17 protein-coding genes are annotated in these 14457 nt (G+C 67.5%); 12 read left to right on the plus strand and 5 right to left on the minus strand.

The genetic code is table 11. The features are described 5' to 3' along the window. Positions 1–3: 3 nt before the first annotated feature. Positions 4–840 (minus strand): alpha/beta fold hydrolase, encoded by an 837-nt coding sequence (locus tag CDN36_RS06395; RefSeq protein ID WP_287496270.1) that lies wholly within the window; start codon positions 838–840, stop codon positions 4–6. A 208-nt stretch (positions 841–1048) separates the two neighbouring features. Here CDN36_RS06395 and CDN36_RS06400 point away from each other — a divergent pair, with 208 nt between their 5' ends. From CDN36_RS06400 to CDN36_RS06440, 9 genes are all read left to right on the plus strand, one after another. Beyond that, a complete protein-coding gene (locus tag CDN36_RS06400; protein ID WP_150553980.1) occupies positions 1049–1600 on the plus strand; it encodes a YaeQ family protein in 552 nt (183 codons plus the stop codon). A gap of 484 nt (positions 1601–2084) precedes the next feature. Further along, positions 2085–3029: a 2-hydroxyacid dehydrogenase gene (locus CDN36_RS06405; RefSeq protein WP_287496271.1), complete on the plus strand. Its 945-nt coding sequence runs from the start codon at positions 2085–2087 to the stop codon at positions 3027–3029. A gap of 47 nt (positions 3030–3076) precedes the next feature. After that, complete coding sequence (locus CDN36_RS06410; protein ID WP_150553982.1) at positions 3077–4012, plus strand: hydroxymethylglutaryl-CoA lyase; 936 nt, start codon at positions 3077–3079, stop codon at positions 4010–4012. A 51-nt stretch (positions 4013–4063) separates the two neighbouring features. Further along, the gene (locus tag CDN36_RS06415; RefSeq protein ID WP_206111035.1) at positions 4064–4582 is read left to right on the plus strand and encodes a YbaK/EbsC family protein; all 519 of its coding nucleotides are present in this window, start codon (positions 4064–4066) and stop codon (positions 4580–4582) included. Positions 4583–4622: 40 nt separating this feature from the next. Next, a complete protein-coding gene (locus CDN36_RS06420) occupies positions 4623–5060 on the plus strand; it encodes a thioesterase family protein (protein WP_287496272.1) in 438 nt (145 codons plus the stop codon). An 8-nt stretch (positions 5061–5068) separates the two neighbouring features. After that, positions 5069–5347 carry a DUF1289 domain-containing protein gene (locus CDN36_RS06425; RefSeq protein ID WP_287496273.1) on the plus strand — a complete coding sequence of 93 codons (279 nt, stop codon included), beginning with the start codon at positions 5069–5071 and terminating at the stop codon, positions 5345–5347. A gap of 97 nt (positions 5348–5444) precedes the next feature. Continuing rightward, positions 5445–5876: a MaoC family dehydratase gene (locus CDN36_RS06430; RefSeq protein ID WP_150553986.1), complete on the plus strand. Its 432-nt coding sequence runs from the start codon at positions 5445–5447 to the stop codon at positions 5874–5876. Positions 5877–5913: 37 nt separating this feature from the next. After that, positions 5914–6837 carry an MBL fold metallo-hydrolase gene (locus CDN36_RS06435; protein ID WP_287496274.1) on the plus strand — a complete coding sequence of 308 codons (924 nt, stop codon included), beginning with the start codon at positions 5914–5916 and terminating at the stop codon, positions 6835–6837. Between the two features lie 370 nt (positions 6838–7207). Next, complete coding sequence (locus CDN36_RS06440; RefSeq protein ID WP_150553988.1) at positions 7208–8155, plus strand: NAD(P)H-dependent flavin oxidoreductase; 948 nt, start codon at positions 7208–7210, stop codon at positions 8153–8155. Positions 8156–8264: 109 nt separating this feature from the next. Here the strand turns inward: CDN36_RS06440 and CDN36_RS06445 are convergent, their stop codons facing one another. The 4 genes from CDN36_RS06445 to CDN36_RS06460 all read right to left on the minus strand — a co-directional run bounded on the left by CDN36_RS06445 (position 8265) and on the right by CDN36_RS06460 (position 12040). Next, the gene (locus CDN36_RS06445; RefSeq protein WP_150553989.1) at positions 8265–9113 is read right to left on the minus strand and encodes a 3-hydroxybutyryl-CoA dehydrogenase; all 849 of its coding nucleotides are present in this window, start codon (positions 9111–9113) and stop codon (positions 8265–8267) included. Between the two features lie 259 nt (positions 9114–9372). After that, positions 9373–10413, minus strand: coding sequence for a porin (locus CDN36_RS06450; protein ID WP_150553990.1), 1041 nt, complete (start codon positions 10411–10413; stop codon positions 9373–9375). A gap of 524 nt (positions 10414–10937) precedes the next feature. Beyond that, complete coding sequence (locus tag CDN36_RS06455; RefSeq protein WP_287496275.1) at positions 10938–11204, minus strand: hypothetical protein; 267 nt, start codon at positions 11202–11204, stop codon at positions 10938–10940. A 320-nt stretch (positions 11205–11524) separates the two neighbouring features. Then, positions 11525–12040, minus strand: coding sequence for a hypothetical protein (locus CDN36_RS06460; RefSeq protein WP_150553992.1), 516 nt, complete (start codon positions 12038–12040; stop codon positions 11525–11527). A gap of 641 nt (positions 12041–12681) precedes the next feature. On the opposite strand from CDN36_RS06460, the gene CDN36_RS06465 reads away from it, so the two are divergent. The 3 genes from CDN36_RS06465 to CDN36_RS06475 all read left to right on the plus strand — a co-directional run bounded on the left by CDN36_RS06465 (position 12682) and on the right by CDN36_RS06475 (position 14305). Then, entirely contained in the window at positions 12682–13170 is a 489-nt protein-coding gene (locus CDN36_RS06465) for a hypothetical protein (RefSeq protein ID WP_287496276.1), read from the plus strand. Positions 13171–13338: 168 nt separating this feature from the next. Then, entirely contained in the window at positions 13339–13740 is a 402-nt protein-coding gene (locus tag CDN36_RS06470; RefSeq protein WP_287496277.1) for a hypothetical protein, read from the plus strand. Positions 13741–13837: 97 nt separating this feature from the next. Then, positions 13838–14305 (plus strand): hypothetical protein, encoded by a 468-nt coding sequence (locus CDN36_RS06475; protein WP_287496278.1) that lies wholly within the window; start codon positions 13838–13840, stop codon positions 14303–14305. The last annotated feature ends 152 nt before the right edge of the window (positions 14306–14457 follow it).

Genomic DNA, 14457 nt, shown 5'->3' on the forward strand with positions numbered 1-14457 from the left:
GCCTCAGTCGTTGCCAAGAAAGGCGTCCACCGCGCGGTGGAACGCGATCGGATTGGCGAGGTTCATGCCATGCGAGGCGTCCTGAATCACCATCCGGCGCGCTTCGGGCATGGCGTGCGCCAGCGCGTCGAGCACGTCGGGGTACGGCGCCGGGCTCTCCGCCCCGCCCATCAGGAGTACCGGCGCGTGCAGCGCGCCGAGGGCGTCGATCGGCAACGGTGCACGGGGTTCGGCAACCTGACCGATGAGCGTGCGCGCGTTGTCGCGCACCATCTGCTTGAACCACGGCACCATGCGACGCCACGTGTCCGGCCCGCTCACCGTGTCGATGAACAGCGCGAGCCCGCCATCGATGTCGCCCGCTTCGATCTGCGCGAGCGCCCGCTCGCGGAAGTTGCCGCGTTCGCTGTCGAGCGGCACCTGCACGGGGCCGCCGCTGATTTCCACGCCCGGGTCGGCCAGAATCAATGAGCGCACGGTGTCCGGCGCGAGCAACGCCGTGCGCAGCGCGACATAGCCGCCGCGCGAATGGCCGAGTACGTGAACGGGCCCCACGCCGAGTGCCGCGATGAACGCCGCGAGATCTTCGGCGTGCTGCTCGCCGGAAAACGTGCCGTCCCGGCCGTCCCACGCTTCGGGCCAGTAGTGGCGAAGGCTCACGGCAATGACACGCCGATGCTGCCCCAGCGGCGCCATGTTCGGTTTGAAATATCGAAAATCGCACAGCGAACCGTGCACCAGTACGAGCGGGGCGCCGGTGGCGCCGGCGGGTGCTGGCGTTTCGACGTAGGCCATCGGGTAGCCGTTGACGGCTATCGTTTGCGGCGCGGGAACCGGCATGGGGAACGCATCGGGGGAACGGGGTCGCCAGTATACCGAGCTTGCGGTCCCCTTGCCGCGGCGGGGCCGCCGTGGGCGGTGTTCCGGCACGGCTATGCGCCGCGTTTTGCCATCACCGGCGCGCAGTACACTTCCCGCGATCGGGCGGGGTCCACGATGGGGCACTGGTGTATGCTTGCGGCTTTCCTCAACCCTGCGGTTTCCCGGTATGGCACTGAAAGCCACCATCTACAAGGCCGAGGTGCAGATCACCGACCTCGATCGCCACTACTACGCGTCCCATGGCCTGACCATTGCGCGTCATCCGTCGGAGACCGACGAGCGCATGATGGTGCGCGTGCTGGCGTTCATGCTTTATGCCGGCGAGCGACTCTCGTTCGGCAAGGGGCTCTCCACGGCCGATGAACCCGACCTGTGGGAGCACGACTTCGGCAATGACATCGTGCGCTGGATCGACGTCGGACAGCCCGACGCGCGGCGCCTCGTCAAGGCGGCGGGCCGCGCCGAGCATGTCGATGTGCTGGCATATGGCGGCAAGCCCGCCGCGATCTGGTGGCAGACCACCGAACCCCAGGTCACGCGGCTGAAGAACCTGACCGTGCGCATGCTCGACGACGCTTCGGCCGAAGCGCTTACCGCGTTGGCTTCGCGCTCGATGCGCCTGCAGTGCACGATTCAGGACGGGGAAGTCTGGGTGGCCGACGACAGCCACAACTTCGCCGTGGGCCTCACCACGCTGCGGACGGCGGCCAACGACTGACGGCGCTATCTGCGCTATCTGCACTATCCCCGCTCTCTCCCGACGCTATCCTCACCCTATCCCGACGCTATCCTCACGCCATCCCAGCGTCCCCCTCCCGCGTTGGGGCCGACGCGCCCCCTCGAGGCGCCCCCAGGTCCGTCAGGGCCCCGCCCGATACGCGCCAGGGCACAAGCTGCGTTACACTTGACGTTAACGTAAATCGAGTCGACGCGGCCTCGCCGGAGCCGATCGGACCACGGCGCGGGACGCGCCGGGACAGTCGGCCGCTGGCCGAGCGACCGCCACGGCGGCTCGGTGGTTTTTTGCATCGAACAGCGAACGGCGTTCGCACGGCTGCGGCCGGCCAAGCGCCGCCCGGCCGCCCGGCCGCCTGCGCTCCCCCGCGCCCCACGCCGCACCGGCCAGCGCGAGCCGGCAACGCCGTCGGGCATGGATTTGCATCGCCCCATACGTATTCCCGCCCACTGCACCCGCCGCATTCATGGACATCCTGATCTTTTCCCCGGACGGCAAGACCGCCGCCTACGAAACCGGCCTCGCCGAGCATCTGCCGCACGCCCGCATTCGCGGCTGGCAGCCCGGCGACAGCGCCGCCGCCGATTACCTGGTGCTCTGGAAGCCGAACGCCGAGGTGCTGCGGCCGCGCGAGCGTCTGAAGGCGATCTTCAACCTGGGCGCCGGCGTGGACGGCGTGCTCGGCACGCAGGGCGAGGGCGCGCAGCGCCTGCCGGCCGGCGTGCCGCTCGTGCGTCTGGAGGACGCCGGCATGGCCGACCAGATGGCGCAATACGTGAGCGCCGCCGCGCTGCGTTACTTTCGCCGGCTGGACGAATTCGACGCACAGCAGTCGCAGGCCCAATGGAAATTCCTCAAGCCGAACCGGCTGTCGGACTTTCCTGTGGCCGTGCTGGGCTACGGCACGCTGGGCTCGCACGTCGCACGCGCGCTCAAATCGTTCGGATTTCCGGTGCGCGCCTGGAGCCGCAGCGAACGCCGCGATGACAGCGGCATCGCGCTGTATCACGGCGATGCGGGCTTCGAGGCCTGTGTGTCCGGCGCACGCATTCTCGTCAACCTGCTGCCACTCACGCCGCACACGCTCGACGTGCTCAACGCCCGCCTGTTCGCGAAGCTCGCGCCCGGCGCCTTCCTGATCAACGTGGCGCGCGGCGCGCATCTCGTGGAAGAGGATCTGCTCGCCGCGTTGCAAAGCGGCCAGATCGCCGGCGCCACGCTCGACGTGTTCCGCACCGAGCCCCTGCCGGCCGGGCACCCGTTCTGGCACACGCCTGGCATTACGGTCACGCCGCACATTTCGGCCCTGACGCTGCGCGACGAAACCGTCGCGCAGATTGCGGGCAAGATCGCCGCCCTCGAGCGCGGCGAAACCATTACGGGCGTCGTCGATCTGGCGCGCGGCTACTGAGCCGCCACGCACCGCACGCATCCCCGAAACACACCGAGGAGACCTCCATGTCCATTACCCCGACGTCGCTGCCCAAGCGCGTGAAAGTCGTCGAAGTCGGCCCGCGCGACGGCCTGCAGAACGAAAAGCAGATGGTGCCCGCCGACATCAAGATCGCGCTGGTCGACCGACTCACGGCGGCTGGCTTCGCCAATATCGAGACGACCTCGTTCGTGTCGCCGAAATGGGTGCCGCAAATGGCCGACGGCGCCGAGGTGATGGCGCGCATCGAGCGCCGCCCCGGCACCATCTATTCGGTGCTCACGCCCAACATGCGCGGCTTCGAAGGAGCTCTCGCGGCCCGGGCCGACGAGGTCGTGATCTTCGGCGCGGCAAGCGAAGCCTTCTCGCAACGCAACATCAATTGCTCGATCGAAGAGAGCATTGCGCGCTTCGAGCCGGTCGCGCGGGCCGCGAAGGACGCCGGCCTGCGTCTGCGCGGCAGCATCTCATGTGCGCTCGGCTGCCCGTATCAGGGTGAAGTGCCCGTGGCCAGCGTGGTCGACGTCGTGCAACGGCTCGCCGCGCTCGGCTGCGACGAGATCGACATTGCCGACACCATCGGCGTGGGCACGCCCGCGCGCACGCGCGAAGTGATGGAAGCCTGCGCCAAAGTGTTCCCGATCGAGCGCCTGTCCGGCCACTTCCACGACACCTATGGTCAGGCGACGGCGAATATCTACGCCGCGCTGCTCTCCGGCATCTCGATCTTCCACTCGTCCGTTGCCGGCCTCGGCGGCTGCCCCTACGCAAAAGGCGCGACCGGCAACGTGGCCACCGAGGACGTGCTCTACCTGCTGCAAGGTCTTGGCATCGAGACCGGCATCGATCTCGACGCCGTCGTGCGCACGGGCGACTTCATCTCGCAGGCCATCGGCCGCCAGAACGCTTCGCGCGTGGGCCGCGCCATGCTGGCGAAGCTGCGGGACGGCGCCACCGCCTGACATCCTCCGCACGTCCACACGTCCCGATGAACCGACACGCCTGACCCTACCATGAGCCAGACACCGCACATAACCGCGACTGCCAGCGAACAGGATCTCCCCGAAGGGGCCCGCCACGTCGCCCGTCTTCTGGCGGGCATGGGACACGACCAGCCCATCGTGCTGCTGCCCGCCACCGGCAAGACCTCGGCGGAAGCGGCGGCCGGCCTCGGCTGCGAAGTCGCGCAGATCGCCAAGTCGATCATTTTCCGTCGCGCGTCCGACGACACGCCGGTGCTCGTGATCGCCAGCGGCGCCAATCGCGTCGATGAGAAGAAAGTCGCCGCGCAAGTCGGCGAACTGGCACGCGCCGACGCCCGCTTCGTCAAGGAAAAGACCGGTTACTCCATTGGTGGCGTGAGCCCGATCGGGCACGTCGTCTCGCCGGTCACGCTGATCGACGAGGACCTGCTCAAGCTCACGAGCCTGTGGGCCGCGGCGGGCCACCCGCACGCGGTGTTCAACCTCACGCCGCAGCAACTCGTGGCGATGACGGGCGCGCCCGTGGTCGACGTTGCATTGCGCGACTGAGGCAGCCCCTCGCCAGAAGCACGACACAAGGAGACAAGCCATGCCGAGTCCCGAACTGGTCCCGGGCCTGACCTTCGAGTGGACCTACCGCGTGCCGCGAAAGGCCGTGGTGCCCGAGCTCTACGACGACGTGGAACTGTGCCGCGACATGCCGGCCGTGCTGGCGACGGGCTATCTCGCGGGCATTCTCGAGTGTGCGTGCCTGCAGGCGATCCGCCCGTACCTCGACTGGCCGCGCGAGCAGTCGCTCGGCACGCTCGTGTCGTTCTCGCATCTGGCCGCGACGCCGGCCGGCGATACGCTGCGCATTCGCGGCAAGCTGGTCGACGTCGCCGGCCGCACGCTGCGCTTCGAAGTCGAGGCCTGGGACGGCCAGGACAAGGTGAGCGCCGGCACGCACGAGCGCGTCATCGTCGATCAGGCGCGCTTTCACGCCCGGCTGCGCGAGAAGGCCGACAGGCTCGGCCTGGCCGTGTAAGGCTCGCCATGACCTTGCCGAGCCCCCCTTGCGCGCGCGCCGCCTCGCCCGTGCCCTCGCCGTGCATCAACGTCTGCCGCATGAACCCCGGCACGGGCTGGTGCTCCGGCTGCTGGCGCACGCTCGCCGAGATCGCCGCCTGGTCGGCGATGTCCGACGACGACAAGCGCCGCGTCTGGTCGCTGCTCCCCGGGCGACGCGAGGCCAACGCCGAGCCGCCGGCGACGCATCGCCGCGTGCGGGCGGACGACGCCGGCGCGGACGACGCCGGCGCCAACGGCCCCTGAGGCCCCTGAGGCCCCTGAGGCCCCTGAGCACGCCGCGCGCAGATGCCGCCGGCTTGCGCGCACCTTTGCAACCCTCAACGCGTATTCGCAAAGCCCTATGGGAAAAATCGTTGCCGTCGGCGAAACGTTCTGCGCCACGCACCACTTCTCGCCAGCGTCGATCCGCGAGTTCTCCACGCTCGCGCATGACTTCAACCCGCTGCATCTCGACGCCGAATACGCCGCCGCGGACCCGCGCTTCGGCGGCCTGATCTCGTCGGGCACGCAGCAGATGTCGTATCTCGCGGCGCTGCTCGCCACGCATTACTCGAAGACGGCGCAGCCGCTCGGCCTCGAATTCGACATGAAGCTGCGGCGCGCGGTACGTGCCGGCGACGACGTCACCGTGCGCTGGACCGTCACCGAGAGCGTGTGGAAGGAGAAGCTCGCGGGCGACATCGTTTCGCTCGAGGGCGACGCGACGAACCAGCGCGGCGAGACGGTGATCGTCGCCACGGCCAAGATCCTCGTGTGCCCGAAGCCGGCCTGACCGGCCTGCCGCACGCGTTACTTCACGGAATACGCCCATGACCTCGCCTGCTCTGCCCGACGGGCTGCGCGTGTTCGAGCGCGGCTGGCTTTCATCGAACAACGTACTGTTTCTCGGCGATGAGCCGGCGCTCGTCGACAGCGGCTACGTCTCGCATTCGGAACAGACGCTCGCGCTCGTCGCACACGCCTTGCCGCACGGCCAGCCGCTCGCGCGGCTGATCAACACCCATCTGCACTCCGATCATTGCGGCGGCAACGCCGCCCTGCAAGCCCGCTACGGATGCCGTACCTGGGTGCCCGCCGCCGAGGCGGAATCGGTCCGCCACTGGGACGCACAGCGCCTGTCGTTCGACGCCACCGGCCAGCAATGCGCGCGCTTCACGTTCGACGAAACGCTCTCGCCCGGCGACACCATGACGCTTGGCGAGCACGAGTGGCTGGTGCTTGGTGCGCCGGGCCACGACCCGCACGCGCTCATGCTCTACAACGCCGCCGACGGCATTCTGATTTCGGGCGACGCCCTGTGGGAGCGCGGCTTCGGCGTGATCTTCCCTGAACTCGACGGCGAGTCGGGCTTCGCCGAACAGGCCGCGGTGCTCGATCTCATCGAGCAGCTCGACGTCGCGCAGGTCATTCCCGGCCACGGCCAGCCGTTCGGCGACATCGACGGCGCGCTCGCCGCCGCGCGCAGCCGCCTCGACTATCTGCGCGGCGACCCGGCGCGCAATGCGCGCAACGCGCTCAAGGTACTGATCGTGTTCCGTCTGATGGCCGAAGGCGACATGCCGCGCGCGACGCTCAAAGCGACGCTCGACACCGCGCGCGCGTGGCGTGGCGCAGCGGCAATGCTCGCGCCGCCCTCGGCGTGGCCGCGGCTGCTCGACACGCTCGTCGACGAACTGGCAAGGGCCGGTGCGCTGCGCGTCGATGCCGACGCGGGCACGTTGCATGCCGTATGAGGCGCGCCCCAAAAAACAACGCCGCTTGCCGGTAAGGGCAGGCGGCGTTTGAGGACGTGACCTGCCGGGCGAGCGCCACGGTCGCTAACGCGGCACCCGTCCTTGCGTCTCCGGTGTCCGGACAACGCCTGGCACGCAACTTCATCGTAGATGTGCGCCCCGCGGCCCCCCAAGGGGACTTTCCCTGATACCGCGCGCACGCCTGTGCGGAACCGAAGCTTTCTTCGAGTGCCCGCCCCCCGGCCGGCGCGCGAATCCCCCTATAATCGAACGATCGTTCGCGAAACGGCGCGGCCTGCCGTGGTGCGTCGCAAGCCGAGATGCGCGCGCCGCGCGAGTCCCTCGTGAACGTCCAGACCAAGGAGACTTCATGGCCCTTCCGAAGATTCTGCAAAACCTGGCGCTGCCCGTCGTGGCCTCGCCGATGTTCATCGTGAGCTACCCCGAGCTGGTACTCGCGCAGTGCAAGGCCGGCATCGTCGGCTCGTTCCCCGCGCTCAACGCGCGCGAGCCGCAGATCCTCGAAGACTGGCTCGCGCGCATCACCGAGGAGCTGGCGTCGTACCAGGCCGCCAATCCCGACGCGGTGGTCGGCCCGCTCGCCGTCAACCAGATCGTGCATCAGTCGAATCAACGTCTCGAACACGACGTGCGCGTGTGCGTGGAGCATCGCGTACCGATCTTCATTACCAGCCTGCGCGCGCCGCCCAAGGAAGTGCTCGACGCCGTGCACAGCTACGGCGGCATCGTGCTGCACGACGTGATCAACCTGCGGCACGCGAACAAGGCGCTCGAAGCCGGCGTCGACGGCCTGATTCTGGTGGCGGCCGGCGCGGGCGGGCACGCGGGCACGCTCTCGCCGTTCGCGCTCGTGGGCGAAGTGCGCAAGATCTTCGACGGCCCGATCGTGCTCTCGGGCTCGATCGCCAACGGCGGCTCGATCCTTGCGGCGCAGGCCATGGGCGCCGATCTCGCGTACATCGGCACGCGGTTCATCGCGTCGAGCGAAGCCAACGCGAGCGAGAACTACAAGCAGGCGATCGTCGACGCAAGCGCCAACGACATCGTCTACACGAATCTCTTCACCGGCGTCTCGGGCAATTACATCCGGCAGAGCATCGTGAACGCGGGGCTCGATCCCGACAACCTGCCCACGGCAGACAAGACCGCCATGAACTTCTCGAAGGCGAAGGCCTGGAAGGACATCTGGGGCGCGGGGCAAGGCGTGGGGTTGATGGACGACGTGCGCCCCGCCGCGGAAATCATCGCCCGCCTGAAGCGCGAATACGACGACACCCGCAGACGGCTGGCCCTCTGAGGCCCGTCGCGTGCGCCCCGGGCGGCGCGGTCGCGCCGCCGTCGTCCGGGGCCGTGCGCGGCCGAATGCCATCGAAAGCCATCGAAAGCGGCCACGCACGCGGAGTCGCTCAATACGTGTAGACGCCCCGCCCCGTCTTGCGCCCCAGATAGCCGGCGGCGACCATCTCCTTGAGCAGCGGGCATGGGCGATACTTCGAATCGGCGAACTCTTCGTAATAGACGTTCATCACCGAGAGGCAGACGTCCAGCCCGATCATGTCGGCCAGCGCGAGCGGCCCGATCGGATGGTTGCAGCCGAGCTTCATGCCCTCGTCGATTTCTTCGGGCGTTGCGAGATTCTCGGCCAGCACGAAGAACGCCTCGTTGATCATCGGCACCAGAATTCGGTTGACGACGAAACCCGGCGCGTTCTTCACCGTGATCGGCGACTTGCCGAGCTGGCGCGCGAGCGCCTCGACGCGGGCATGCGTCTCGTCGCTCGTCTGCAGGCCGCGAATGATTTCCACGAGCGCCATGAGCGGCACCGGGTTGAAGAAATGCATGCCGATGAACCGCTCGGGCTTCGCGAGCACCGCCGCGAGCTTCGTGATCGAGATCGACGACGTGTTCGACGCCACGATCGCACCTTCCTTGGCCACGCCCTCGAGCTGCTTGAGAATCCGGATCTTCAGGTCGGGATTCTCGGTGGCCGCTTCGATCACGATATCGGCCTTGCCGAGCGCGGCGTAGTCGGTCGACGTGGCAATGCGCGCGAGCGCCGCTTCCTTGTCGGCCGCCGTGAGCTTGTCCTTCTTGATGAGACGGTCGAGGCTGCCGGCAATCGTGGCCACGCCTTTTTGCACGGCGGCGTCGCTGATGTCCACCATCGTCACCGGCAGTCCGGCCACCGCACAGGCCTGTGCAATGCCGTTACCCATCGTGCCTGCGCCAATGATGCCTACGTGTTGAATCGTCATGTCGTCTCTGCTCCGTTTGTACTGAAGTGGCGGGAATACCGTCTTGCGCGGTGCACAAATCATAGCGCGGACACGTCTGAACGGTGACGCGCAAGACCGCTGTGCGAAACGCCTTCGAACGCGAAGCCCGCAACGGGATGCGACAGGACGCGACAGGAGGCGACGGGAGGCAAAAAAAGGGGGACAGACGCGCCGAGCGGCGTCTGCCCCCTTCTCGTTTGCCGCTGGCGCACGCCCGGCTGGCGCGCGCCGCGCAGCGTCAGAACTTCATGCGAATGCCGCCACCGAACGTGTCGCCGCCAGAGAGCGTGCTCACCTTGTCGTTCATGTAAGCGGCGTAGATGTCGGTGCGCTTCGACAGGTTGTAGTCGTAGCCGAGCGCCCACGTCTTGCGGTTCACGTTGCTCGCCCCCGAGCTCTTCGTGTACGCATACGAGGCGAGCACCTTGCCGTTGCCGAGCGGCACGGACACGCCGAGCTGGCCGCCGTTCTCCGATACGCCGCCGCCGGTAATGTTGTTGCGGATGTACTGGTACTGACCGAAGAGCTTCACGACCTGCAGGTCATACGTGGCGCCCAACTGCACGGCTTGCTGGCTGCGAAAGCCCGCCATGCCGGCCATGTCGTCCGGCTGCGAGTCGAACTTGACCTGCTGATACGCGACGGTCGCGGCAAACGGGCCGTTAAAGTACAGCGCGGACGCACTCCACTTGTTCTGGCCGGCTTCGCCCGCCTTGTTGCCGAACGCATACGAGACGCTGCCCGACAGGCCCTTGAAGTTCGGCGTGGTGTACATCACGGCGTTGCTCCAGCCGGAGTCGCCGACGATGCCCTGGCCCGCCTGGCCGATGAACGTGTGAAACACCATCGGGCTGAAGGTGTACGAATCCACGAACGGGTTGAACAGGATCGTCGAGACGAAGTACGACGTGGTCAGACGGCCCAGCGTGACGGTGCCGGCCGTGTCCGACTGCAGGCCGACGTAGGCATTGCGCGAGAACATCGAGTCACCCTGGAAGCGGCCGTACTGACCGTTCTGCGGACGGAAGAAGTCTTCGAGCACGAACACGGCCTTCAGGCCGCCGCCGAGATCTTCGTTGCCCTTCATGCCCCAGTACGACGTCGACATCCCGCCGCCGCCCTGCGTCCAGGCGCGATCGCTGCCGGGGTTCTTGACCGCACCGACCCAGGCGTCGACCTGACCGTACAGCGTGACGTTCGATTGCGCGAGTGCCGGTGCGCTCATGCACGCGCCCAGCACGAGGGCCCCGCCGATGCCCTTGGCCATACTCCGCTTCATTGACTTCTCCTTGGTTTATGTCTTTTGTGTGCCTGCTCCCGCGTTGCGCGGGGACCCGCCGGCGCCCTGTTCGAGAAGCGCCTCCCTGTTGAACGGCCGTGATTCTCGCACAGCCCCGCCGTGCTCAGAAAGGCTGTCGCACCGCGCAAAAATGCGCCACACGAGATGGCCGGGAAATGGTGGGGAGACAAAAATCGGCCGACCATCCGCGCCACAATTAATCCCGGTATAACGAGATCGATATATGGGTTACATCAGACGGTTAGCAACTACTCACATTCGCCACGATTGGCGCGGATCCGGCGGAGAGAACAGACCATCGGGACGCAGCAGACGTGGTGCGCTGCCGGCTCAAGCGAGGGCGCGCGATGTTGCGCATGTGCAACATTCGGTGCCGCGCGGCATGGAGAGGCACGGGGAGGGGAAAGCAGGCGGGCGGAGAGAGGCAAGGTGCGGCCGCCCGTCGGGAATCGACTGAGGGAATCGACTCAGGGAATCGATTAAGGGAGCCCGTGAAGGGGGCTTCAGCGGCCGCGACGGCCGCCGCCTTCGCCGCGCGGACCCCGCGGCATACCTTGCGGCGTGTACTGGCGCTCGCGCGGTTCTGCCGGCGCGGCCCAGTTCGGGTAAGCGGCCTGAGCGCGCCCGCGGTCGGCATTGAACCGGCTGATGTCTTCGCGCAGCGAAGCCTTGTTCACGTCGAGCATGTCGCGTCCGCGCCCGCCATCGGCCCAGGCAGGGTAGGCGCACACCAGCAGCAACAGGAGGGAACAGCGAATTCGGGCACTCATTTGGGTTCAGCCGTGGATCGGCACGTCGGGCCGACATCGTCCGGTCCTGGGGTGGGACCGGTTGGCACGGGGCGGGACATGGCGCCGCGGATCGCAGGCATGCCATACGCCTCAGGAATGACTGTACCGGGTCGGCCGAACGAGCGTCGACCGAAAAAGTGTTAATGCGTCAAGTGGACTGCAACCGTTTGTAACCGGTGCGCCGCCCTGAAACGACGCCGGCCCCTGAGCGGCGACGGCGCGGGCGCCGGGGCGCGGCAAGCGCGGTGGCAGGAAACCGCCCCGCTTCGCCCGTCGCCGGGCGGGCGTCCCGATGCGGCTTACTTCTCGACCTGCTTCTCGACCGACAGCGAGATCTCGCGAATCCGCTCGCCGCGCGGCGTCACGAGGTCCTGTGCCGTGACCGTGAAGTTCACGGGACGCGCGTACTTGCGACTCGCGCTCTGCCATTCGGCGGGCAGGCCTGCCGCGTTCGTGGTGGTGGTGCGCATGGTCGTCACACCGCGCGTGCAGCGCGAGACCTGCGTGGCGAACGACTGCGCCTGGTTGCGCAGGTCCATCGGCGTGATCTTCTGGTAATCCCAGACGCATTCGTAAGTCGGCGCGAGGCCCGTCGCGCGAAAGACCTTGCAGTCGCCGCCCGGCACCGAATAGGTGGCCTGATAACTCTCGCCGCGCTCGTTTTTCGCGGCCAGCGGGCCGGTGATGTCCTCGAAACCGCCCTGCGCGCTCTTGGCCAGCAGCAGGATACCTTCGCACTGATCGGCGGCAAGGGCGCTCTGCGCCGCACACAGGCAAGTCAGCAGGGCCCAACGTCGTAGAGAATTTGTTGCCATCGTTAGCATGTTTTTCAGGGTACGGCGATGTAGGGTGCGATGTATGGCGCGATGTATGGCGCGATGTGCTGCCGGGATGCGCGACGCGCGATGCCGCCACGAATGTTGCCATTAAATCGCAAAGTCGGCGCGGACGAAACCACGGTCACAGGGGGATTCTCGCGCCAATTCGAGTGTGCGCCCGCGTGTAAGTTCGCGCGCGACGGCCTCTCATCCAAAAAGCCGATTCACGCGCGCGTCGCGCGACCTATACTCGTACTGCAGTCGAACTGCATGGGCACGGCCGGGAACCGATGGCGGTTCAGCGCATGACGGTAATGCCCCCTGGCGCCAAGTCTTCTTGGCCCTTACCATGCCGCGCCGGTACACGCGGCTGGCGATGCCCCGACGGGGCCTCAACCGGCGGCTTGGTCCGCCGGTTTCCGTTTGCAGGGCCACACGCCGCCGCCTCATGACGACGGACTAAGCGAAAGTGCGGATTCCATCCGTGCTCGCCGTCTGCAACTATCGAATCACAAGATCAATACTTACCGGGCACTCACCTTCGGAAGTTTGCGGAGGTTTTTGTGAACACCTGTACCTCATCGCCGGCGTGCCGCCCACAGTGCGCCTTCGCCCGTGCCGGGCGTGCGGGGTGACGCATGGGACACCCTACCCAGGCTCGCGAACTGCGGCCCGATGAGGCCGGCATCGAGCGCCCGGACGTCGTCGTCGCTGCCGATGATTCGTCCGCTGCCGGGCTGCGCGGCGGCGCGCCTCCGATCGATCACCTGCGCGGGCACGGCGGTACGTTGGCGCACGTGCTCGGCGCGCTCGGGGCCTTTCGGTCGCGCCACGGACACTGGCCTCGTCACCTGTTTCTTTACCCCGAGACGCTCGCGGCGCTGGTGCAGGACCTCACGCCGCTGGGCTTCTATCTGCTCCAGCAACGGCTCGACGTCGTGGCCGATCTCGAGCGCGACCTGTTCTGCGTGGACGACCACGGCAACGTGTCGATCTACCGCGTGCAGGCGCCGTCGGGACCGGCAGGCACCGAAGCCGCCGCAGCGTGGCTGGGCCTCTCCCGCCCGACGGCATCATCGCGCGGCGCCCGGCCGCCGCACGCGGGCCTTGCGCAGCCGCCTCGCTGACGGCGACACTCGCGCGGCTCGAGTGCCCCTGGCGGAGCCATGCCACCTCCGCTCCATGGCCGGCGAGATGGGCAAATGGACGGGCGAATGGACGGGCGAATGGACGGGCGAATGGACGGGCGTATGGATGGCTGAAGAGACAGGCGAAGAGATGGCCGGAGAGATGTCATGACCCGACTCGCAATCGTTCTGGATGGTCTTATGCTGCTTTACCTGGCTGCCGCCACGGTCGTCGGCGTGCAATCGAGCGCGTCCGGCGGCGAGCGCCTGGCCAGCGTGCTCGGCATCGTGCTCGCGTTATGCGTGCTCGCCTTGATCGCTGCGCCGTTCTATGTCTCCCTCGTCGTGCTGGTTGCGCAATCGGAGCGCCATCTGCGTCTCGCGGCGTGGCTGCACCGGCTTCTGCTCGCGATCATGCTCGCGTTGACGCTCGTCTCGCTGCTCGCACGCGATACGCTTGAAGTCTCGGCGCCGCTGTTCGTGCTGGTGGCCGCCGTGTGCATCGTCAATCTCGTCGCGCTCTCGCGGCGACGCACCCACTTCGAGGCATTCCACCTGTTCGAGCAGTGAGCCCGCGTAGCACCGTGTTGCCGGCGCGCCGCGCTGACGCGGATACAGGAACAGGCCAATTTGCGAGCGGCGCACGGGCGGTGCTAGACTGCGCGGCATGAATCGTTGGCGCAAACTCCTCGTGCTGTGGCTGTTGTGCGTGACCATGCCGTTGCAGGCAATGGCCGCGCTGCGCACGCATTGCGCGCCAGGTGCACCGGGTGCCGCGACTGCCGAAACCCCGACGAGCCACGCCGCGCTCACGGGCATGCCTCACGCAATGGTGAGCGACGGCAACGCGGCCACGCTGCCGTCTTCTCATCACGACGACGCGCTTTCTGCGACAACGTCCGCCTCTGCCGGCGACCCCAGCGCGACACCCGGCATGCTGGCCGCGCACGATGCGGCGGGCCACACGAGTTGTTCCGCGTGTGCTGCATGCGTGGCATGCACGGCACTTCCGCCCAGCATGGCCATTCGTCTTCCCGACACCGGCCCCTCGGCTGCCATTCCCTTCCTGCGCACGACGGCCGCCAGCGCCATCGTCGCCGTTCCCGAACGTCCTCCCAAATCGCTCGCCGCGTGACGGTTGCGCACCGCGCCGATCTTCGCTTCCTGTCGTGTTGAAGCGGGCGGCCCTCTGAGCGCGCATGCCGTCTGTTCCCCGCTGGACGGATTTCGTTTGCCTGCGCGTCAGTGGCATTGCATGCCCGCCGCGCGCACGCCGCGTCCGTCCCT

The sequence above is a fragment of the Pandoraea sp. CB10b_02 genome (assembly GCF_002216225.1).
GTDB lineage: Bacteria > Pseudomonadota > Gammaproteobacteria > Burkholderiales > Burkholderiaceae > Pandoraea > Pandoraea nosoerga.

What these genes read in the sequence shown, in the direction of transcription:
- CDN36_RS06395 (WP_287496270.1), bottom strand. Translation starts at nt 840, where the DNA reads ATGCCGGTTCCCGCGCCGCAAACGATAGCCGTCAACGGCTACCCGATG.
- CDN36_RS06400 (WP_150553980.1), top strand. Translation starts at nt 1,049, where the DNA reads ATGGCACTGAAAGCCACCATCTACAAGGCCGAGGTGCAGATCACCGAC.
- CDN36_RS06405 (WP_287496271.1), top strand. Translation starts at nt 2,085, where the DNA reads ATGGACATCCTGATCTTTTCCCCGGACGGCAAGACCGCCGCCTACGAA.
- CDN36_RS06410 (WP_150553982.1), top strand. Translation starts at nt 3,077, where the DNA reads ATGTCCATTACCCCGACGTCGCTGCCCAAGCGCGTGAAAGTCGTCGAA.
- CDN36_RS06415 (WP_206111035.1), top strand. Translation starts at nt 4,064, where the DNA reads ATGAGCCAGACACCGCACATAACCGCGACTGCCAGCGAACAGGATCTC.
- CDN36_RS06420 (WP_287496272.1), top strand. Translation starts at nt 4,623, where the DNA reads ATGCCGAGTCCCGAACTGGTCCCGGGCCTGACCTTCGAGTGGACCTAC.
- CDN36_RS06425 (WP_287496273.1), top strand. Translation starts at nt 5,069, where the DNA reads ATGACCTTGCCGAGCCCCCCTTGCGCGCGCGCCGCCTCGCCCGTGCCC.
- CDN36_RS06430 (WP_150553986.1), top strand. Translation starts at nt 5,445, where the DNA reads ATGGGAAAAATCGTTGCCGTCGGCGAAACGTTCTGCGCCACGCACCAC.
- CDN36_RS06435 (WP_287496274.1), top strand. Translation starts at nt 5,914, where the DNA reads ATGACCTCGCCTGCTCTGCCCGACGGGCTGCGCGTGTTCGAGCGCGGC.
- CDN36_RS06440 (WP_150553988.1), top strand. Translation starts at nt 7,208, where the DNA reads ATGGCCCTTCCGAAGATTCTGCAAAACCTGGCGCTGCCCGTCGTGGCC.
- CDN36_RS06445 (WP_150553989.1), bottom strand. Translation starts at nt 9,113, where the DNA reads ATGACGATTCAACACGTAGGCATCATTGGCGCAGGCACGATGGGTAAC.
- CDN36_RS06450 (WP_150553990.1), bottom strand. Translation starts at nt 10,413, where the DNA reads ATGAAGCGGAGTATGGCCAAGGGCATCGGCGGGGCCCTCGTGCTGGGC.
- CDN36_RS06455 (WP_287496275.1), bottom strand. Translation starts at nt 11,204, where the DNA reads ATGAGTGCCCGAATTCGCTGTTCCCTCCTGTTGCTGCTGGTGTGCGCC.
- CDN36_RS06460 (WP_150553992.1), bottom strand. Translation starts at nt 12,040, where the DNA reads ATGGCAACAAATTCTCTACGACGTTGGGCCCTGCTGACTTGCCTGTGT.
- CDN36_RS06465 (WP_287496276.1), top strand. Translation starts at nt 12,682, where the DNA reads ATGGGACACCCTACCCAGGCTCGCGAACTGCGGCCCGATGAGGCCGGC.
- CDN36_RS06470 (WP_287496277.1), top strand. Translation starts at nt 13,339, where the DNA reads ATGACCCGACTCGCAATCGTTCTGGATGGTCTTATGCTGCTTTACCTG.
- CDN36_RS06475 (WP_287496278.1), top strand. Translation starts at nt 13,838, where the DNA reads ATGAATCGTTGGCGCAAACTCCTCGTGCTGTGGCTGTTGTGCGTGACC.